We start from the raw sequence: 18,312 nt of genomic DNA, 5'->3' as shown, positions 1-18,312 counted from the left end.
ATTGGCTGACGGCGATTCTGTAGGAGCGAGCTTGCTCGCGAAAAACGTCAACGGTAACGCGTGCAGCCTGAATATACGCGGTGCCCTCAGGTTTTTCGCGAGCAAGCTCGCTCCTACAGAAACTTGGTTTATTGCACCAGCGACCCGCGCAGCGAGTGCGGTTGCGCCGCATCGATGTGCACGTCGGCAAACTGACCGATCAATGTCGGATTATCGCAACGGAAGTTGACGATCCGGTTGTTCTCGGTGCGGCCCTGCAATTCGCCAGGGTCTTTTTTCGAGTAGTCGGTGACCAGGATGCGCTGGATGGAGCCGACCATTTGTCGGCTGATCTCGAAACCCTGCTGGTTAAGGCGATGTTGCAGCGCGTTCAAGCGCTCTTTTTTCAGCGCTTCCGGCGTTTCATCCAACAGGTCCGCCGCCGGGGTGCCGGGGCGCTGGCTGTAGACGAACGAGTAGGAGAAGTCGAAACCGACGTCTTCGATCAGCTTCATGGTCTGCTGGAAGTCTTTCTCGGTTTCGCCGGGGAAGCCGACGATAAAGTCCGAGCTGATGCAGATGCCTGGCACCGCCGCGCGCAATTTACGCAGTTTGGATTTGTATTCCAGGGCGGTGTGGTTGCGTTTCATCGCCGAGAGGATGCGGTCCGAGCCCGATTGCACCGGCAAATGCAGGTGCTTGACCAGTTCCGGCACGTCGGCATGGGCCTGGATCAGGCTATCGGAGAACTCCAGCGGGTGCGAGGTGGTGTAGCGAATGCGTTCGATGCCATCCACCGCAGCGACCACGCGGATCAACTCCGCCAGGTCAGCCAGGCGCCCGTCGTGGGTCAGGCCGCGATAGCCGTTGACGTTCTGGCCCAGCAGGGTCACTTCGCGCACGCCGTTTTCGGCCAGATGGATGATTTCTGCGAGCACGTCGTCAAACGGCCGGCTGACCTCTTCACCACGGGTGTAGGGCACCACACAGAAGGTGCAGTACTTGCTGCAGCCTTCCATCACCGACACGTAGGCGCTCGGCCCGTCGATACGCGGCTCGGGCAAGTGGTCGAATTTTTCGATTTCCGGGAACGAGACGTCGACCTGGGGCAGCTTGGTGACGCGTGCGGCGTCGATCATTTCCGGCAGGCGGTGCAGGGTCTGTGGGCCGAAGACCACGTCGACATACGGCGCACGGTCGCGGATCGCGGCGCCTTCCTGGCTGGCCACGCAACCGCCGACGGCGATCACCATGTCCGGGTTGGCCAGTTTCAATTCGCGCCAGCGGCCCAGCTGCGAGTACACACGGTCCTGGGCCCGCTCGCGGATCGAGCAGGTATTGAGCAGGATCACGTCGGCATCTTCGGCGCGGGCGGTGACTTCCAGGGCCTGGTGTTCACCCAGCAGGTCGACCATGCGCGAGCTGTCGTACTCGTTCATCTGGCAACCGTGGGTTTCGATATAAAGCTTCTTGGCCATGGGAATCGTCAACTGGTGGTAAAGAACCGCGCATTATAGGGGTCATGCCCATCGGTTCCTAGCACTGTGCATCGGGTGCCATGCTATAGTTCGCGCCCTCTTTTATATCCCCCATGTGTTCCTCACCCACCATGACCAAACGTGAAGCTCCAATCTATAAGGTGATTTTCCTCAACCAGGGCCAGGTGTTCGAAATGTACGCCAAGCAGATCTATCAAAGTGATCTGTGGGGTTTCCTGGAAGTGGAAGAGTTCGTCTTTGGCGAGCGCACACAGCTGGTCGTCGACCCGGGCGAGGAAAAGCTCAAGGCCCAGTTCGAAGGCGTGGTGCGCAGTTTTGTGCCGATGCATTCGATCGTGCGCATCGACGAAGTCGAGCGCCTGGGCACGCCGAAGATCAGCGAAGCCCGGGGCATGAGCAATGTCATGCCGTTTCCGATGCCGATGCCTGAGAAATAGGCTGGGTGTCAGGGCAGGGGTGAGAAGGGCGAGCGCCCATCGGCACTCTGCAGTTCCAGCAGGTAGTTGCGGAAAATCTGCCCCAGTACTTGGGTGGCCACTTCCAATTCATCGCGTTGCATGTGCTCGGCGACTTCGTCGGCGGTGTCCAGCGCGTCTTCGGCGCCGTTGACCGCGGCCATTTTCAGCACGATATAGGCCTGGACGTTATTGGCCGGCACGCCTTCGCCTTTGAAGAACATGGTGCCGAGCTGGAACTGCGCCTGCGCGTGGCCCTGCAGCGAGGCTTTCTCGAAGTAGCTCAAGGCTTTGTTGAGGTCACGGGCGGGGTTTTTGCTGTCGTGGTAGTACTCGCCCAACTCGTATTGCGCCTGCGCATCCCCACCGTCGGCCTGTTTCTGACACGCGCTCAGGGCTTCGGCCTGGCTGTCTGGCTGGGTATTGAGGGTGCAACGACCCATCGCTGGGATTAACAACGAGTTGCCGCCTGCCTGGGCATGTGCCAGCAGCGGCTGAAGGAGCAACAGGCAGCCCAGTACCAGGGTGCGGCCGGTGCGTTTCATGGGAATCGACTTACCTCTGACGGGGCGCGCGGACCCTCTCGGGATCCAATAAGCGCGCATTATGAAATAAGCAGGCCTCTGCTTACAAAGTCTTTACTCGTTTTTCTGCTGCTTGGGCAAGTTATCTGCCGGATTGCAGGTAAATTCTCGGAAAAATAAGGAAATCCCTGTAGGCAAAGTAGCAAATCTGACGCCGCCCACAGCGACGTCAGGTTTTTGCTCCGGCTTATTTCAGTGCGGCGAAGGCGCGTTCGGCGGCATCCAGTGTCAGTTTCAGCTCGGCATCGCCATGGGCGATCGAGGTGAAGCCGGCTTCGAAGGCACTCGGTGCCAGGTACACGCCGCCCTCCAGCATCAGGTGGAAGAAGCGCTTGAACAGGTCGGCATCGCTGCCCATCACATCATCAAAGGTGACGATGTCATCGGCACCACTGAAGTACAGGCCAAACATGCCGCCCGCTTGCGTGGTCACGAACGGGATACCGGCGGCGTCGGCGCGCTGTTGCAGGCCGTCCAGCAGGCGGGTTGTGTAGTCGGTCAGCTCGGCGTGGAAGCCCGGGCGGCTGATCAGGCGCAGGGTGGTCAGGCCGGCCGCCATGGCCAGCGGGTTACCCGAGAGTGTGCCGGCCTGGTACACGGGGCCCAGCGGCGCGATGTGCTGCATGATCTCGCGCTTGCCGCCGAAGCAGCCCACGGGCATGCCGCCACCGATGATCTTGCCGAACGTGCTCAGGTCCGGCGTGACGCCGTAGTGCGCCTGGGCACCGCCGAGGGCAACGCGGAAGCCGGTCATCACTTCGTCGAAAATCAGCACCACGCCGTGCTTGTCGCACTGTTCGCGCAGGCCTTGCAGAAAGCCCGGGGCGGGCGGCACGCAGTTCATGTTGCCGGCCACTGGCTCGACGATGATGCACGCTACGTCCTGGCCGACTTCGCTGAGCATCTGCTCGACGGCGCCGATGTCGTTGAACGGCAGGGTCAGGGTGTGTTTGGCGAACGCTGCCGGTACGCCGGCCGAGCTGGGTACGCCTTGGGTCAGCGCGCCGGAACCGGCTTTGACCAGCAGGCTATCGGAATGGCCGTGGTAGCAGCCTTCGAACTTGATGATGCTGTCGCGGCCGGTGAAACCACGGGCCAGGCGAATCGCACTCATGGTGGCTTCGGTGCCGGAGCTGACCATGCGCACCATCTCCATCGACGGCACGATGCTGCAGACCAGATCGGCCATCTCGGTTTCCATGGCGGTCGGTGCGCCGTAGGACAGGCCGTGTTCCAGTTGCCTGCGCACTGCGTCCAGCACGTCGGGGTGGCTGTGGCCGAGGATCATCGGGCCCCAGGAGCCGACGTAATCCACGTAGCGCTTGTCATCTTCGTCGGTGACGTAGGCGCCTTCGGCATGCTTGAAGAACAACGGCGTGCCGCCCACGCTTTTGAACGCACGCACGGGGGAGTTCACACCGCCGGGGATGTGTTTCTGGGCATCGGCAAACAGGGTTTCGGAACGAGACATGATCGGGCTCTCTAAACTGAAATTTTAAGAAGGTCGTTGAAGGCGCGGGCGCGGCGCGTGACTTCCTGGGTACTGTCGGCACCGAACAGGCCGTGGACCACGGCCAGCAGGTCGGCACCATGGGCCACCAGCGGTCCGGCGTTTTCCAGGGTGATGCCGCCGATCACGCAGATCGGCACATGCAGGCGCTTGCGGGCCTCGGCGAGCATTTCAACGGTGGCGGCCGGAGCGCCCGGCTTGGTGTTGGAATTGAAGAAGCGGCCGAAGGCGACATAGCTGGCGCCTTCTTTTGCCGCCTGTTCGGCCAGTTCGATCTGGCCGTGGCAGGTGGCGCCGATGATCGCCTTGGAACCGAGCAACGCACGGGCCGGCGTCAGTGGGCCATCGGTCTGGCCCAGGTGCACGCCGACGCCCAGGCGCGCGGCCAGGTCGAAGTCATCATTGATAATAAGCTGGGTCTTGTAGCGCGAGCACAGCTCCCGCAGTTTTTCCGCTTCGCGCAGGCGCCGGGCTTCGTCGCTGCTTTTGTCGCGGTACTGCAGCAGGGTCACGCCACCGTCCAATGCCGCTTCGACATAGGCGAGGAACTTGCCGGCCAACAGTTGGCTGTCGGTAATGGCGTAAAGGCCACGTAGTTTCATCGGGCAGGCCTCTTGCTGTTAAGAGCAGATAGTTACGAGCAGAAATCCAGCGGCAGCCGGCGCGGTACGAACTGGCCCTGGCCGAGTTGTTCGGCGTCACGCAGGGTGCGCCAAGTGTAGTTAAGTGCCGACTGCACCGCACTCACCAGCCCTTCGCCTTGGGCGATCCGTCCGGCCAGGGCGCTGGCCAGGGTGCAGCCCGAACCGTGATAGCTGCCGGGCAGGCGCTGGCAGGTAAAGGTCTGGCGCGTGCCATCACGGCTGTAGAGGCGGTTGTGCACTTCGTGCTCATCGCCATGGCCGCCGGTGATCAACAGGTGCTTGATGAACGGCAACAGCTTCTCGGCGCATTCGTCGGCGGTGCCCTCGGGCAGTTCGGCGAGGATACGGGCTTCAGGCAGGTTCGGCGTGGCGATCAGCGACAGCGGCAGCAGCCGCTCGCGCATGGCATAGCCGACTTCGTCCTTGCCCAGGCTGCCGCCGCCGCCGGCGCGCAGCACCGGGTCGCACACGACCGGCAGGTGCGGGTGCGCCTGCAGCAGTTCGACCACGGTGTCGACCATTGCGGTGGAGCCGAGCATGCCCAGCTTGACCGCCGCCACGTCGGAGTCACCGAGTACGGCATTGGCCTGGGCCAGTACCCACTCACGGTCCAGTACACGGAAATCGCTGACATTGACGGTGTTCTGCACGGTCAGGGCAGTGACGGCCGGGGCCGCATGGCAGCCTTGGGCGAGCAGGGCTTCGATATCTGCCTGCAAGCCGGCGCCACCACTGGGATCATGGCCGGAGAGACAGAGGACAACGGGGCGAGAGCTGTAGATATTCATGGTGCGCGAGCTTACCACCAAACGCTTTTGGCGGGGCCTTCGGGCGATGGTTGAATGTTGTCGCGAAAACGCCGCTTTTTTTGGTGTTTTCTCGTCGATGAAACGCGCTGAAAGCCTTGTTCTAGAGCCTTTCAAAAAATCATTTCAATGGTGTCCAATGGCCTTTAGCGGCTATGCTAAAGTGGATTCAAACAACTTAACTGTACCGCCGGTGTACGTCTTCTCAAAAGGAATGGGGGGCTTTTGACATAACCGGACAGGCCACGCTGGGGCTCTATGCGCTATTTGCTGATCTTATTGTTGTGCGGGCTGCCGATGCTCGCCAGCGCCATCGAGTTCAACCAGGACACCCGAAGCCTGCCGCTGGGCCGAGCCATGCAAGTGCTCGAAGACCCGACCGATGCCCTCACCATCGCCGAAGTAAGCTCCCCCGCCTACGCTGCTCAATTCAAGCACCATGACAACGCCACCCTCAACGCCGGCTATTCGCGCTCAGTGTTCTGGCTCAAGGTCGACCTGCATTACGTGGCCAAGGACCCCCGTGCCCCCCGTACCTGGTTCCTGGAGTTGGCTTACCCGCCGCTGAATCATCTGGACCTGTACCAGAACGATGGCACCGGTAACTATCGGCTGGCCAGCCGCACCGGCAGTGCGCTGCCTTTTTCCAGTCGTGAAGTCAGCCAGAGCAACTACCTGTTCAAGCTCAATTTCGTGCCCGACCAGCAGCAAACGCTCTACCTGCGCCTGCAAAGCGAGGGCTCGATCCAGGCGCCGTTGACGCTCTGGGCCGGCACCGCTTACCTGGAGCAACAACCGCTGCGCCTGTCTGTGCTGGGGGTGATCTATGGCGTCCTGCTGGGGATGCTGGTCTACAACCTGTTCATCTACCTGAGCGTGCGCGACACCAGCTACCTGTATTACATCCTCTATATCGCCTCGTTTGGCCTGTACCAACTGTCGGTCAATGGCGTGGCCGTGCAGTACTTCTGGCCGAACAACCCGTGGTGGGCGAATGCGGCGGTGCCGTTGCTGATCGGTTCGGCGGCGCTGTTCGGCAGCCTGTTCGCCCGCAGCTTCCTGCATACCGCGCAGCACAGCCGCTGGCTCAACCGGCTCTTGCTGGCACTGGCGGTATGCGGCGGCGTAGTGATGGCGCTGGCGCTGCTGACCAGCTACGCCCTGGCCTTGCGCCTGGCGACCGGCCTGGCGCTGGTATTCACCGTGACCATCTTCGTCGCCGCCATCAAGGCCTGGTACTGCGGCCAGCGGGTGGCGCGGTATTTCATTATCGCGTGGTCGGCGTTCCTGCTGGGCGGGGTGGTGAACACGCTGATGGTACTGGGCTACCTGCCCAATGTGTTCCTCACCATGTACGCCAGCCAGATCGGCTCGGCGATTGAAGTGGCGCTGCTATCCCTGGCCCTCGCCGACCGTATCAATGCCATGCGTGAGCAGCAGGCGCAGATCCTGTTCGATGCCAGCCAGAAGCTCGAAGTGCTCAACCAGCAACTGGCCCGCAGCAACCGTCTCAAGGATGAATTCCTCGCGACGCTGACCCACGAACTGCGCACGCCCATGAACGGTGTGATCGGCTCCCTTGAGCTGATGCAAACGGTGTCGCTGGACGACGACCTGGCGCAGTACCAGCAAACGGCCGCCGGTTCGGCACGGGACATGATGCGCATGGTCAACGGCATCCTCACCCTCACCGAATTGCAGGCCGGGCGCCTGAGTGCCCAGCCTCGGGTGTTCAGCCTGCGCGGCGTGCTCGACACCTTGCGCCAGCAATTTACCACCAGTGCCCAAGGCAAAGGCCTGGCATTTTCCATCGATGTCGCCGATGAGCTGCCGGACCGTGTGGTGGGTGACGCCGACAAACTGCTCCAGTGCCTGGATTGCTTGCTGGACAACGCTTTCAAGTTCACCCGCGAAGGCTCCGTGCGCCTGCGGGTGGTGGGTGTACCTCACAGTGATGGCGACGTGCGCCTGAGCTTCATTGTGACCGACACCGGTATTGGCTTCGCCTTCCTCGACGAGGCGACCTTGTACCAGCGCTTTTTCCAGCTCGATGGCTCCATGACCCGCGAATACGGCGGCCTGGGTATCGGCCTGGCCATCTGCCGGCAATTGATCGAGCTGTTGGGCGGACGCCTTACCCATCATTCCGAGCCGCACAAGGGCAGCCGCTTCCAGTTGGACGTGAACGTCAGCCCGGTGCCGCCCGAGGCAAAACCGGCGCCCGATCGGCAGCGTGCGCCTCAGGACTGCACGGTATTGCTGGTGGATGACAACAGCGTGGGCCAGTTGGTGGTGCGCGGCATGTTGCTCAAGCTGGGTTACCGGGTGAAAACCGTGGACAGTGGCCCGGCGGCGTTGGCGGCCTTGCAGGGGCAAAGCTTCGACGCGGTCTTGCTGGATGTGCCCGAAGGCGGCTTCTCGTTGTGTTGTCAGATCCGTGCACTGCCGGGCTGCGGTGAATTGCCGGTGATCGCCTTGAGTACGTCGCTGAATACGTCCGAGCGAGAGCGCGGTCATGGCATCGGCATCACCGACCGCCTGGCCAAGCCGGTGCGCTTCGAGGCGCTGCAGGCGGTACTGGAGCGCCACTTGTTGAGCGCGCTCGAGGGCGAAAGCGCCGGGCATTCGGCGGGTATGCCACTTTTTTAACCCGGATGACGGTGCTTAACTGAAAAAACCGGCCTCAATCGATCTGCGCCTTTCTTTCTGGGTAGGTGTGCATTCGACAGGGCCTTTTTCCAGGAGGCCCGTCATGAACCTGCATCAGTTCGCCGAAACCCACGACGTCACCAACCAGCCGCCCTCCCTGGACGGCACCAACCTGTACCGCATCGACGTGCCCCTGCAAGACTGGTCGCGGCGCTTTGGCGCCGGCTGGGCGCAGGCGCGCATCGATGCCTACGGGGCGTTGGCCGGCGGGCCGCTGATGGCGGCCGGGTTCCTGGCCAACCAGAACAAACCGGTGTTCAGCAGCCATGACCGGTATGGGCATCGCATCGACCTGGTGGAGTTTCACCCGGCCTACCACGAGCTGATGCGCTCCGCGGTCGAGCATGGCCTGCCGTCGTTGCCGTGGGCCCATCCACAGTCCGGTGCCCATGTGGCGCGTGCGGCCATGACCTACCTGCACAGCCAGGCTGAGGCCGGCACCGGCTGCCCGCTGACCATGACCTTCGCTTGCGTCCCTGCCCTGCGCTTGCAACCGGACCTGGCGCAGACCTGGCTGCCGAAAATCCTCAGCACCCACTATGACCCGCGCAATGTCGGCATTGCCCACAAGGCCGGTGCAACCATCGGCATGGCGATGACCGAGAAGCAGGGCGGCACCGACGTGCGCGCCAACACCACCCGCGCCTATCCGGTGGGCGCCGGCGGGCCCGGGCAAGCCTATGAACTGGTCGGTCACAAGTGGTTCTGCTCCGCGCCGATGTGCGATGCCTTCCTGACCCTGGCCCAGACCGACAAAGGCCTGACCTGTTTCCTGCTGCCCCGGCACCGCCCGGATGACACCCGCAACGAGTTCTATATCCAGCGCCTGAAAAACAAATTGGGCAACTGCTCCAATGCGTCCAGTGAAGTGGAGTTTCGTGGGGCCCTGGCCTGGATGATCGGTGAAGAGGGGCGTGGCGTGCCGACCATCATCGAGATGGTCGCCATGACCCGCTTCGATTGCATGGTCGGTTCCAGTGCCTTGATGCGCCAGGCGCTGACTCAGGCCAGCCATCACTGTGCTCATCGCCGGGTCGGTGGCCGTGTGCTCAGCGAGCAACCGCTGATGCAAAACGTGCTGGCCGACCTCGCTCTGGAAAGCGAAGCCTCGCTCGCCTTGAGCATGCGCATGGGCTGCGCCCTGGACAATCTGGGCGATGAGCGGGAAGCCAAGTTCGCTCGGCTGGTGACGGCGGTGGGCAAGTATTGGATCTGCAAGCGCGCCCCGGCAATGATCAACGAAGCCGCCGAATGCATGGGCGGCGCGGGCTACGTGGAGGACAGCATCCTGCCGCGCTTGTACCGTGAGGCACCGGTGAATTCGACATGGGAAGGTTCCGGCAATGTGCAATGCCTGGACGTGCTGCGCGCACTCTCCAAGGAGCCCGGTGTGCTGGAAGCGCTGTTTGTCGAACTCGGTGACGGGCATGGAGATAAGCAGCTGGCACGGCATATCGAACACCTGAAGTCGGCGTTCATGGACACCCAGGACATCCAGTACCGCGCGCGGCAGTTGACCGAGGATATTGCCGTGGCGCTACAGGCCAAGTTGCTGCTGGAGGCCGGTCATGCGGCGGTCAGCGATGGTTTTATCGCCAGCCGTTTGGGCCAGTCGTCTGGCCGCGTCTACGGCACCTTGCCGCGTGGCGTCGATGTCGGGGCCATCGTCGCGCGCTCAAGCCCCAATGTATCTGAATAAACACGGTCCAAATGTGGGAGGGGGCTTGCAGCCATCTTGAGAGGACACTCCAATTCAAGGTTTGCGTCTGACAGGGATACAGGCAAGATAAAGGCCTGCAAGTCAGAACACAGGATGCTTACCGTGACCGAAGCTTTTGTTGTCGTTCAAACCGCCGAAGAGGCCGTGGATCGGCTGGCGGCCCTGCATGAGCGGGCTACCGGCGCGCTCAATCAAGCCCTCAAGCAATACCTCAAGGACCGCGTCGAACCCGACGCCGAACAACGCGCGCTGTTTCGCTATCCGGAACTGCGCCTGACTTACCACTGCCACGGCGAAGTCCCACAGACTACCCGGGCGTATGCCAAGGTCCAGTTACCTGGGACCTACAGCGTAACCGTCACGCATCCGGCGGCGTTCCGTAAGTATTTGCTGGAACAACTGGTGCCGCTGATGCACGACTTCACCGTGACGGTGGAAGTGGGCGTCAGCCAGCAAAACATTCCATACCCTTACGTAGTGGAGCAGGGCGACGAACTGGCCGGCTCCGGTGTGACCGCCGCGACCTTGGCGCGCGTGTTCCCCAGCACCGACCTGTCGGCCGCCACTGACGGCATCGCCGATGGCCTGTATGACTGGGAAAACACCGACCCGCTGCCCCTGGCGCTGTTCGATGCGGCGCGCGTGGACTTTTCCCTGCGTCGGCTGGTGCATTACACCGGCAGCGACTGGCGCCATGTGCAGCCGTGGATCCTGCTGACCAACTACCACCGCTATGTCGACCAGTTCATCCTGCATGGCCTGGAACAATTGCGCAGCGACCCGCGTTTTATCCGCATGGTGCTGCCGGGCAACGTCATCATCGACAAGAGCATGGACCACGGCGAAGCCTCGGCGATTGCCGCCGGCGTAGTGTGGCACCGCTACCAGATGCCGGCCTATCACCTGCAGGCCAGCGATGGCCACGGCGTGACCCTGGTGAACATCGGTGTCGGCCCGTCCAACGCCAAGAACATCACCGACCACCTGGCGGTGCTGCGTCCGCATTGCTGGCTGATGATTGGCCACTGTGGCGGCCTGCGCCAATCCCAGACCATCGGCGACTACGTACTGGCCCACGCTTATATGCGCCGCGATGGGATTCTCGACCGGGTGGTGCCGCCGAACATCCCGATCCCGGCCCTGGCCGAAGTGCAGATGGCCTTGCAGCAGGCGGCGGCGAATGTCACCGGTGAGAAAGGCGAAGAGCTGAAAAAACGCCTGCGGACCGGCACCGTGCTGACCTATGACGACCGCAACTGGGAACTGCGCTGGGCCCAGGAACGGCCGTTGATCAACCTGTCCCGCGCCGTGGCGGTGGACATGGAAAGCGGCACCATCGCTGCCCAGGGCTACCGCTTGCGCGTCCCGTACGGCACGTTGTTGTGTGTGTCGGACAAGCCGCTGCACAGTGAGATCAAGCTGCCGGGTTCGGCCAACGCGTTCTACGAACGTGCGGTCAGCCAGCACTTGAAGATCGGCATCGAGGCGGTGGACCTGTTGCGTACCGAACTCAACTCGCTGCACTCGCGCAAACTGCGCAGCTTCGACGAGCCGCCGTTCCGCTAAGCGGTTGGGATGGTCATTTAGCGGTCAGGCCACTAGCATTGTCGGTCCTGATCGTTAGATGTTCCTTTGCCATGTCCCGTCCCACCCGTCCCGATTCGCGCCGCCCTGGCGTGAAACCTCCGTATTCTGCCGCGCGCCGTGTTGCCAAGGCGCCACCGGCCGAGCCGAAGTTGGTGCTGTTCAATAAACCCTTCGATGTGCTGACCCAGTTCAGCGACGAAGGCGGGCGCGCGACGCTCAAGGACTTTATCGACATCCCCGGCATCTACCCGGCAGGCCGCCTGGACCGTGACAGCGAAGGTCTGTTGTTGCTGACCAACGACGGCCAGTTGCAGGCGCGTATTGCCGACCCCAAGCACAAGCTGGCGAAAACCTACTGGGTGCAGGTGGAAGGCGAACCCACCGAAGCATTGCTGCAACGCCTGCGCGACGGGGTGGAACTCAACGACGGCAAAACCTTGCCCGCCGAGGCCCGGCGTCTGGATGAACCGGCGTTATGGCCGCGCAACCCGCCGGTGCGCTTTCGCAAAAACCTACCGACGTACTGGCTTGAACTGGTGATTCGAGAGGGGCGTAATCGCCAGGTTCGGCGCATGACCGCCGCCGTGGGCCTGCCGACCTTGCGCCTGGTGCGGGTGCGTATTGGCGATTGGACAATCGACGGCCTGGACCAAGGCCAATGGAAGGAAGTACCTGCGCGTTTATAAAGCGCCAGACTCGATGAGGCCGATCACCACGCTCTTGATGATGAACGCGGCCACGCCCAGGCCCAATACGAAAAACAGGATGAACGAACCAAAGCGCCCGGCCTTGGATTTCTTCGCCAGGTCCCAGACGATAAAGCCCATGAAAATGATCAGGATAGTGACCAGGCCGGTCATCATCCATTCTTCGAACAGGGCGGGGTCGATGTTGTTCATGGGCTCTTCCAACGGGGCAGGCGGCAAGTATACGGCAGCGTCACAGGCGCAACATTGACCTGCGTCGGTGCGTCGCACGCAGACTTCACTGTTGAAACACAGGCCAAATGTGGGAGGGGGCTTGCCTCCGATAGCGGTGTGTCAGGCTGTGTATCTGGTGACTGATACTCCATCGGGGGCAAGCCCCCTCCCACATTTGATCTTCATTGTTCATGGGATCAGGTGCGCAGGTGGGTCAGCGGCAGCTCGGTGCTGTTGAGCACCTGGTTCAGCACAAAGCTCGAGCGCACGCTGGTCACGCCTTCGATCCGAGTGAGGTGGCCCAGCAGCAGTTTCTGATAGTGGTCCATGTCCGGCACCACCACTTTCAACTGATAGTCAGCATCCATCCCCGTCACCAAACTGCATTCCAGCACCTGGGGCAGGGTGCGGATGGCTGCTTCGAAGTTCTCGAAACGCTCGGGGGTGTGGCGGTCCATGCCGATCAGCACATAGGCCGTGAGGCTCAGGCCGAGCATCTTGCGGTCGAGCAGGGCGACCTGGCGCGCGATGTAGCCGTCGTCCTCCAACTGCTTGACCCGGCGTGAGCAGGGCGAAGGCGACAGGCCGATACGCTCGGCCAACTCCTGGTTGGAGATCCTCGCGTCGCGCTGCAATTCCGCCAAAATACTCAGGTCGTATCGGTCAAGCTTGCTCATCGGGTTGGCCTTTGTCGTAACTATTGCGGTGAATTATCCATGAAGGGTTAAAAATTGCGCAAGCACTGTTTATTGACGCAATCTTCGCAATCATCTGTCCGGCGCTGGCCTGTATCTTTATCAACAGAATCACCGCCTGGACAACAGTCCACAGCAGCTCGCCCAATCAGGCGTGCTGCGGCCGCCACCCCAGCAGGGTCGAGCCGGCCTCCAGGCTGCACACTGTCCACAAGACGGCGTGAGGTGAGCCAACGTCAAAAGCGTTGAGCATGGACGAAGTTCTCAAGGGGTGGCCGACGGGTCACCCCTTTTCTTTTGCCTTAAGAAAATTGTTCTTGTGACTGATAACCTGTCTCAGAACCGGGTGAGGCTTTTCCAGTCTTATCTATGAGGCCGGACCTTCCAGGCCCTTATCCGCAGTGAGGAATAGCATGAAGCGCATCTGGCGTATGGCAGGTGTAGGTTTGCTGATAGTCACCGTCGGCACGCAAGTGATGGCCGACGAGCCGCGCCCTGAGGGGGGCGGCCAGCATGAAAGAGGGCCGGAGGGTAACGAACAGCCGCGCCCGCAGAATAACCAGCCGCGTCCACAGAACAATCAACCCCGGCCGGAAAACAATCAGCCCCGTCCACAGAACCCGCATTTTGATCGTGCCGAGCAACCGCCCCACGGCGGGCAGTGGCAAGGTCGCCCGCCAGGTGCCGAACAGCCTCGGCCAGCCCCGCAGCCTGCGAATAACCTGCCGATCCAGAGTCGCCCCGATACCGTGCGCCAGACCCAGGAGCCGCGTCAGGGTTACTACCGTGACATTCCTCGACGTAACGACGACAACCGCAATTGGGAGGCCGGCGGCCCAGGTTCGCGGCCGGGCTACAACGGGCATCCCAACGATAACCGCTGGCCAGGTCGCCCCGATGGCCATGGCAACGGCTGGGGCCCTGGCCCGCAATATCGTCCCGGTTATACCGTCGACCGCTTCCCCGACCGCAATTACCGCGTGCCGTACCGTGGCCAGGATTACTTCTTCTCCGGCGGCTACTGGTACCGCCCCCAAGGCCCGCGCTATGTGGTCGTGGCGCCGCCGTATGGCATCCGCGTGCATTACTTGCCCGACTACGCGCGTGAAGTGTGGGTGGGTGGTTCGCTGCTGTTCCTGGCCGCCGGCGCCTACTACGCCTACGAACAAAGCACCCAGCAATACGTAGTGGTACAACCGCCGACGCAAGTGCTGGCACCGCAGCCAGCACCCCAAGGCAATGGTTATGATGTGGTGGCCTATCCCGCCAACGGGCAGTCACCAGCGCAAGTGCAGCAGGACGGCTACGACTGTTATCGCTGGGCAGTGCAACAAAGCGGCTTCGACCCGCAGGCCGTCACCTACGCGCCTGACCCGGCGGTGGTGCAAACCTACCGCCAGGCCCAGGGCAACTGCCTGAGCAGTCGCGGGTATCAGGTGCAATAGGGACAGCTGCAAGCTTCAAGCTTCAAGCTTGCGGCTTATAGCTTGCAGCTTGTACCTGATCCGCAGGATCCGCATGCACCAGCACTTCGGCGCGCGGGTAGGCTGCGTGAATGGCATCGGCGGCCTGGTCGCTGATGCCGTGGGCCACTGACAGCGTCAGCTCCCCCGGTAGTTCCAGGTGCAACTGCACGAACCAGTGGTTGCCGGAGATGCGCGTGCGCAGGTCATGGGCACCCAACACCCCCGGTACGCTTCGCGCCAGTTCCAGCATGTGCTGGCTGACGTCCGGCGGCAGTTCCTCGTCCATCAACACCGCAAAGCTTTCCCTGGCGATCTGGATTGCGCTCCACAAAATGTAGGCGGCGATGCCCAGGCCGAACCAGGCGTCGACTTGATGAAAGCCTATGCCCGCCAGCACCAGCGCCACCAGGATGCTGCCGTTGAGCAGCAGGTCCGAGCGGTAGTGCAACGAGTCCGCTCGCACGGCATTGGAGCCGGTTTCGCGCACAACCCGGTGTTGCAGCATCAGCAGCGCCACGGTCAGTACCAGGGAAAACACGATCACCCCAATGCTCAGCCACGGCGCGCCAACCGGTTCCGGATGCTGCAGGCGCTCGTAGGCCTGCAAGGCGATCAACACCGCACTGCCACCAATGAACAACGCCTGGGCCATGCCCGCCAGCGACTCCGCCTTGCCATGACCGTAACGGTGATCGTCATCGGCCGGGCGCAGGGCGTAATGCACGGCCAGCAGGTTCAGCAGCGAGGTCACGCCATCGAGCAGTGAGTCGGTCAACCCGGCGAGCATGCTCACCGAGCCGCTGAGCCACCAGGCAATCGCCTTGGTGACGATCAACGCACAGGCCACGCCCACCGAGGCGCGGGTGGCCAGGCGTAATAGCCGGGCGTGTTCGGGACTGCTGGTCATAAACGATCCTTAGGCGGCGGGTTGCAGGCCCAGGAGCGCAAGTTGTTGCACGCTGCCCTTGAACTGGATCATGCGTGGATCGTCCAGCGGCAGGGTGCGACCGGTTTCCTTCTGGATGATGCTTTGCAGCTTGGCGTTGTCGACCTTGCCGTCGGCGCCGATGGCTTCGTGGAGTTTTTCCGGGTCAACCTGGGCAGTCTTGCCGGGTTCGAAATAGATCGCGCCCGTGGCGAAGTCGACGCCGAATGCGATCAGGCCAGGGATCACGTAGAACAACAGGCCCACGGCATCGAGCACGGCAATGGTCGGGTCGATCTTGCCATCGATCTGGCCACGGCGGTCGGGGTAGAAAATCGACCCGCAGGCGGTGAGTTGGCTCAGCAGGGTGACGGCGAGGACACCGCCGATGACACGGGAAGCGATACGCATGGAAAATCTCCTGTAAGAGCGAGCTTGCTCGCAAAAGAGGCTAAAAATAACGCTTGGGCTTGAATGTGCGTGGTGCTCTTGGACTTATGCCGTCGGCATCAACATCTGATACTTGGAACGCCGTAAACAATCTGAAACGTCACAAATAATTATATGCAGTAGCAATCTACTGCTTGATTGTTATGCAGGCCGTGACATATATTGCCGCAACATTACAGAAGAGCTCTACAGCGTTGACCTTATGAAGCTTACCAAAATTCGCACGGCAGTGGTTTTTAGAAGCAACCCACCTCAGGAAAATCCAGACGGCAATGTGCGTGCGGTAGCGATCAGAGACCTGGTATCAAGCAAGCCACTGCATTGGCATGAACTCCCTCGCGTGTGGCTGGATGAAAAATATCTGTCCCATTGCCTGCGTCCAGGCGACGTTGTCCTGCCCTCACGCGGAGACTATTACAAAGCCTGGTTTTTTGAGGGCGCTGAAGAGCCTGTGTTTCCAATGGGGCAGTTGAACGTAATTACCCCCGAAGCCAACTTGAATGGTCGTTTCCTTGCCTGGTATCTCAATCAGCCCGCAACGCAGGTAAAGATAAGTGTGATGTTGACGGGTACCGGCATTAAGGCACTCACCAAATCGGCCCTGCTTTCCTTGGAAATCGAAGTTCCGGCGATGGACAGGCAAAAGCAAATTGCTGAAATGGACGAGACCACGGAAAAGATGGCCGCTATCAGGCACCGTTTGAGCGAGCTTGATCGATTGGAAACGACATTTCTCACTAACCTCATTTTGCGAGAGGGGGTTCGCCATGCTTGATCAAGACAGGAAAGGTGAAATTGACGAGGCTGTTTTGCGAAGTGCCGATGTCTTTCGCGGGTACGGTGATCCGATTGAAAGCGTCAGCTTCACCATGGCGCTGCTCTTGCTCAAGTACTTGTCCGATGTGCTTCTTCACGAGCCTCGCAAAGAACATAAAGCGATGGAGGACGCGCGCTTTATTGTGCCTGAGAAAGCGGACTTCTATCGATTACTGAGCAATGCTCGCGAGCCGGGAAATGGCAATCGTCTGAACCAGGCTCTTGCTGCATTGCAGAGTGCTAATTACGAATTGAAAGATGCCTTTCTGGGCATAGATTTCGACTCCATCGTACTGGGTAATGAGACGCCAAAAGACCGTGCCCTGGGTAGCCTGCTTCACGCATTAAATTGTGACGCGCTGGATTTTCGCCCTGTTCGAGATGGCGCGAAAGAGGCTGCAGCCTGGGCGTGTGACGCGGTTTTGACGCATGCCTCAAGCAACAGTGGTAAGCGAGGTGGTGAGTTTTTCACGACGCCGCAGATTTCCAGGTTGATGGCTCGTTTGATGCGGCCCGTAGGGGGTGAACGCATAAGTGATCCGTTTTGTGGCGTGGCTTCCACACTGATTGCCTGCAACGAATATGCTCTGAAATCGCCTTGCACGTGGGGGTGTTCACTCTATGGGCAAGAAGCTAACGGCAGTACTGTATCGTTGGCGCGGATGAGTATGATCCTTCACGGTGAAACCCATTTTCGGCTGGAGTGGGGAGATACGCTACGCAATCCAAAGTTGGTGGAGGCGAACGGCGATCTGATTAAGTTTCAGGTGGTGGTCTCTCATCCTCCCTTTTCCGTTCGGGACTGGGGCCATGAAGATGCTGAGAGAGATGGATATCGGCGTTTTTGGCGAGGTGTTCCTCCGCGCACTTCGGGTGACTACGCGTACATAAGCCACATGGTTGAAACGCTCGCATCTGAAGTTGGGCGCATGGCTGTGCTCGTGCCTCTGGGGGTGCTTTTCAGAGGCGCCGCAGAGCTGCAAATCAGAAAGCAATTTATCGAAGAGAATTTGGTTGATGCAGTGATTGGTCTGCCGGCCAAAATGCTGTCGTACACATCAATCCCGTTGGCAATTCTGATTCTGCGTAAGAACAAGTCGGGTGATGATGTGCTCTTTATAGATGCCAGTCGTGATTTCCAGCCAGGAAAGATTTGGAACTCGCTGCGCGATGCTGATCTGGATCGAATTGAGCAGACTTACGATAACCGCCAAAGTGTAGAGCGTTATGCAACGCTGGTTTCACGCACGGAAATTGAAGCGAATGAGTACAACCTCAATGTGGCCCGCTATGTCGAGATAGCCGAGGATGAAGAGCAAATTGATTTAGCGATCTTGCGGGCGGAGCGTGCTCAACTCAAAACAGAACTTGAAACACTTGAGGCGAGGTTGACACAGCTTCGTGAGTGGGTCGGTCATGTCTGATCATTAACGGATCGGTGAAAATCATCAGAAACAAAAAAGCCCACCGAAGGGTGGGCCTTTTTTTGAATCACTTTCGTACGTCCGTGGGGGGAGGCTTTCGCCAACAAGTCCCTCGGCTAGTGA

18 protein-coding genes are annotated in these 18,312 nt (G+C 60.7%); 9 read left to right on the top strand and 9 right to left on the bottom strand.

The features are described 5' to 3' along the window. Positions 1-128: 128 nt before the first annotated feature. Positions 129-1,457, bottom strand: coding sequence for a tRNA (N6-isopentenyl adenosine(37)-C2)-methylthiotransferase MiaB (gene miaB, locus BFP99_RS02220; RefSeq protein WP_065924978.1), 1,329 nt, complete (start codon positions 1,455-1,457; stop codon positions 129-131). Between the two features lie 131 nt (positions 1,458-1,588). Between miaB and BFP99_RS02215 the strand changes: the two genes are divergently transcribed. Then, on the top strand, positions 1,589-1,915 hold the full coding sequence (locus BFP99_RS02215) for a DUF1820 family protein (protein WP_003215457.1): 327 nt from the start codon (positions 1,589-1,591) through the stop codon (positions 1,913-1,915). A gap of 8 nt (positions 1,916-1,923) precedes the next feature. On the opposite strand, the gene BFP99_RS02210 is transcribed toward BFP99_RS02215, so the two are convergent. The 4 genes from BFP99_RS02210 to BFP99_RS02195 all read right to left on the bottom strand — a co-directional run bounded on the left by BFP99_RS02210 (position 1,924) and on the right by BFP99_RS02195 (position 5,459). Then, on the bottom strand, positions 1,924-2,478 hold the full coding sequence (locus BFP99_RS02210; protein WP_065924979.1) for a tetratricopeptide repeat protein: 555 nt from the start codon (positions 2,476-2,478) through the stop codon (positions 1,924-1,926). A gap of 226 nt (positions 2,479-2,704) precedes the next feature. After that, positions 2,705-3,988 (bottom strand): glutamate-1-semialdehyde 2,1-aminomutase, encoded by a 1,284-nt coding sequence (gene hemL, locus BFP99_RS02205; RefSeq protein ID WP_065924980.1) that lies wholly within the window; start codon positions 3,986-3,988, stop codon positions 2,705-2,707. Positions 3,989-3,999: 11 nt separating this feature from the next. Further along, a complete protein-coding gene (gene thiE / locus BFP99_RS02200) occupies positions 4,000-4,629 on the bottom strand; it encodes a thiamine phosphate synthase (RefSeq protein WP_065924981.1) in 630 nt (209 codons plus the stop codon). Positions 4,630-4,661: 32 nt separating this feature from the next. After that, complete coding sequence (locus tag BFP99_RS02195; RefSeq protein WP_065924982.1) at positions 4,662-5,459, bottom strand: hydroxymethylpyrimidine/phosphomethylpyrimidine kinase; 798 nt, start codon at positions 5,457-5,459, stop codon at positions 4,662-4,664. Between BFP99_RS02195 and BFP99_RS32650 the strand changes: the two genes are divergently transcribed. The 5 genes from BFP99_RS32650 (at position 5,458) to BFP99_RS02175 (ending at position 12,179) form a co-directional block, all read left to right on the top strand. Beyond that, complete coding sequence (locus tag BFP99_RS32650; protein WP_141690743.1) at positions 5,458-5,706, top strand: hypothetical protein; 249 nt, start codon at positions 5,458-5,460, stop codon at positions 5,704-5,706. The genes BFP99_RS02195 and BFP99_RS32650 overlap by 2 nt on opposite strands. 29 nt (positions 5,707-5,735) lie before the next feature. After that, a complete protein-coding gene (locus BFP99_RS02190) occupies positions 5,736-8,126 on the top strand; it encodes a hybrid sensor histidine kinase/response regulator (protein ID WP_065946569.1) in 2,391 nt (796 codons plus the stop codon). A gap of 103 nt (positions 8,127-8,229) precedes the next feature. Next, positions 8,230-9,885, top strand: coding sequence for an acyl-CoA dehydrogenase family protein (locus BFP99_RS02185; RefSeq protein ID WP_065946568.1), 1,656 nt, complete (start codon positions 8,230-8,232; stop codon positions 9,883-9,885). A gap of 114 nt (positions 9,886-9,999) precedes the next feature. Continuing rightward, positions 10,000-11,472, top strand: a complete 1,473-nt coding sequence (gene amn, locus BFP99_RS02180) for an AMP nucleosidase (protein ID WP_024077553.1) — start codon at positions 10,000-10,002, stop codon at positions 11,470-11,472. A gap of 71 nt (positions 11,473-11,543) precedes the next feature. Then, positions 11,544-12,179 (top strand): pseudouridine synthase, encoded by a 636-nt coding sequence (locus BFP99_RS02175; protein WP_027605265.1) that lies wholly within the window; start codon positions 11,544-11,546, stop codon positions 12,177-12,179. On the opposite strand, the gene BFP99_RS02170 is transcribed toward BFP99_RS02175, so the two are convergent. After that, positions 12,174-12,383 carry a DUF2788 domain-containing protein gene (locus BFP99_RS02170; RefSeq protein ID WP_025999909.1) on the bottom strand — a complete coding sequence of 70 codons (210 nt, stop codon included), beginning with the start codon at positions 12,381-12,383 and terminating at the stop codon, positions 12,174-12,176. The genes BFP99_RS02175 and BFP99_RS02170 overlap by 6 nt on opposite strands. Before the next feature lie 227 nt (positions 12,384-12,610). Continuing rightward, on the bottom strand, positions 12,611-13,090 hold the full coding sequence (locus BFP99_RS02165) for an Lrp/AsnC family transcriptional regulator (protein ID WP_003194418.1): 480 nt from the start codon (positions 13,088-13,090) through the stop codon (positions 12,611-12,613). A 431-nt stretch (positions 13,091-13,521) separates the two neighbouring features. Here BFP99_RS02165 and BFP99_RS02160 point away from each other — a divergent pair, with 431 nt between their 5' ends. Beyond that, the gene (locus tag BFP99_RS02160) at positions 13,522-14,553 is read left to right on the top strand and encodes a DUF6515 family protein (protein ID WP_065924985.1); all 1,032 of its coding nucleotides are present in this window, start codon (positions 13,522-13,524) and stop codon (positions 14,551-14,553) included. 22 nt (positions 14,554-14,575) lie between these two features. Here the strand turns inward: BFP99_RS02160 and BFP99_RS02155 are convergent, their stop codons facing one another. Together BFP99_RS02155 and BFP99_RS02150 are read right to left on the bottom strand one after the other, a co-directional pair. After that, positions 14,576-15,481 (bottom strand): cation diffusion facilitator family transporter, encoded by a 906-nt coding sequence (locus BFP99_RS02155; RefSeq protein WP_065924986.1) that lies wholly within the window; start codon positions 15,479-15,481, stop codon positions 14,576-14,578. Between the two features lie 9 nt (positions 15,482-15,490). Continuing rightward, positions 15,491-15,910: a hypothetical protein gene (locus BFP99_RS02150; RefSeq protein ID WP_027605268.1), complete on the bottom strand. Its 420-nt coding sequence runs from the start codon at positions 15,908-15,910 to the stop codon at positions 15,491-15,493. Between the two features lie 241 nt (positions 15,911-16,151). Between BFP99_RS02150 and BFP99_RS02145 the strand changes: the two genes are divergently transcribed. Beyond that, positions 16,152-16,724, top strand: a complete 573-nt coding sequence (locus tag BFP99_RS02145) for a restriction endonuclease subunit S (protein ID WP_065946567.1) — start codon at positions 16,152-16,154, stop codon at positions 16,722-16,724. Beyond that, positions 16,717-18,189, top strand: coding sequence for an HsdM family class I SAM-dependent methyltransferase (locus tag BFP99_RS02140; RefSeq protein ID WP_065946566.1), 1,473 nt, complete (start codon positions 16,717-16,719; stop codon positions 18,187-18,189). The genes BFP99_RS02145 and BFP99_RS02140 overlap by 8 nt, the downstream gene beginning before the upstream one ends. Positions 18,190-18,312 lie beyond the last annotated feature (123 nt).

It is taken from the genome of Pseudomonas sp. 1 R 17 (genome assembly GCF_900067035.1).
GTDB lineage: Bacteria > Pseudomonadota > Gammaproteobacteria > Pseudomonadales > Pseudomonadaceae > Aquipseudomonas > Aquipseudomonas marginalis.
This window is presented reverse-complemented; position numbering and strand designations above follow the sequence as displayed.

Coding starts and splice junctions, on each gene's coding strand:
- BFP99_RS02190 (WP_065946569.1), top strand. CDS start 5,736: ATGCGCTATTTGCTGATCTTATTGTTGTGCGGGCTGCCGATGCTCGCC.
- BFP99_RS02210 (WP_065924979.1), bottom strand. CDS start 2,478: ATGAAACGCACCGGCCGCACCCTGGTACTGGGCTGCCTGTTGCTCCTT.
- BFP99_RS02140 (WP_065946566.1), top strand. CDS start 16,717: ATGCTTGATCAAGACAGGAAAGGTGAAATTGACGAGGCTGTTTTGCGA.
- BFP99_RS02195 (WP_065924982.1), bottom strand. CDS start 5,459: ATGAATATCTACAGCTCTCGCCCCGTTGTCCTCTGTCTCTCCGGCCAT.
- BFP99_RS32650 (WP_141690743.1), top strand. CDS start 5,458: ATGGTGCGCGAGCTTACCACCAAACGCTTTTGGCGGGGCCTTCGGGCG.
- BFP99_RS02175 (WP_027605265.1), top strand. CDS start 11,544: ATGTCCCGTCCCACCCGTCCCGATTCGCGCCGCCCTGGCGTGAAACCT.
- BFP99_RS02160 (WP_065924985.1), top strand. CDS start 13,522: ATGAAGCGCATCTGGCGTATGGCAGGTGTAGGTTTGCTGATAGTCACC.
- BFP99_RS02165 (WP_003194418.1), bottom strand. CDS start 13,090: ATGAGCAAGCTTGACCGATACGACCTGAGTATTTTGGCGGAATTGCAG.
- miaB (WP_065924978.1), bottom strand. CDS start 1,457: ATGGCCAAGAAGCTTTATATCGAAACCCACGGTTGCCAGATGAACGAG.
- BFP99_RS02185 (WP_065946568.1), top strand. CDS start 8,230: ATGAACCTGCATCAGTTCGCCGAAACCCACGACGTCACCAACCAGCCG.
- BFP99_RS02155 (WP_065924986.1), bottom strand. CDS start 15,481: ATGACCAGCAGTCCCGAACACGCCCGGCTATTACGCCTGGCCACCCGC.
- BFP99_RS02150 (WP_027605268.1), bottom strand. CDS start 15,910: ATGCGTATCGCTTCCCGTGTCATCGGCGGTGTCCTCGCCGTCACCCTG.
- BFP99_RS02145 (WP_065946567.1), top strand. CDS start 16,152: ATGAAGCTTACCAAAATTCGCACGGCAGTGGTTTTTAGAAGCAACCCA.
- amn (WP_024077553.1), top strand. CDS start 10,000: ATGCTTACCGTGACCGAAGCTTTTGTTGTCGTTCAAACCGCCGAAGAG.
- BFP99_RS02215 (WP_003215457.1), top strand. CDS start 1,589: ATGACCAAACGTGAAGCTCCAATCTATAAGGTGATTTTCCTCAACCAG.
- thiE (WP_065924981.1), bottom strand. CDS start 4,629: ATGAAACTACGTGGCCTTTACGCCATTACCGACAGCCAACTGTTGGCC.
- hemL (WP_065924980.1), bottom strand. CDS start 3,988: ATGTCTCGTTCCGAAACCCTGTTTGCCGATGCCCAGAAACACATCCCC.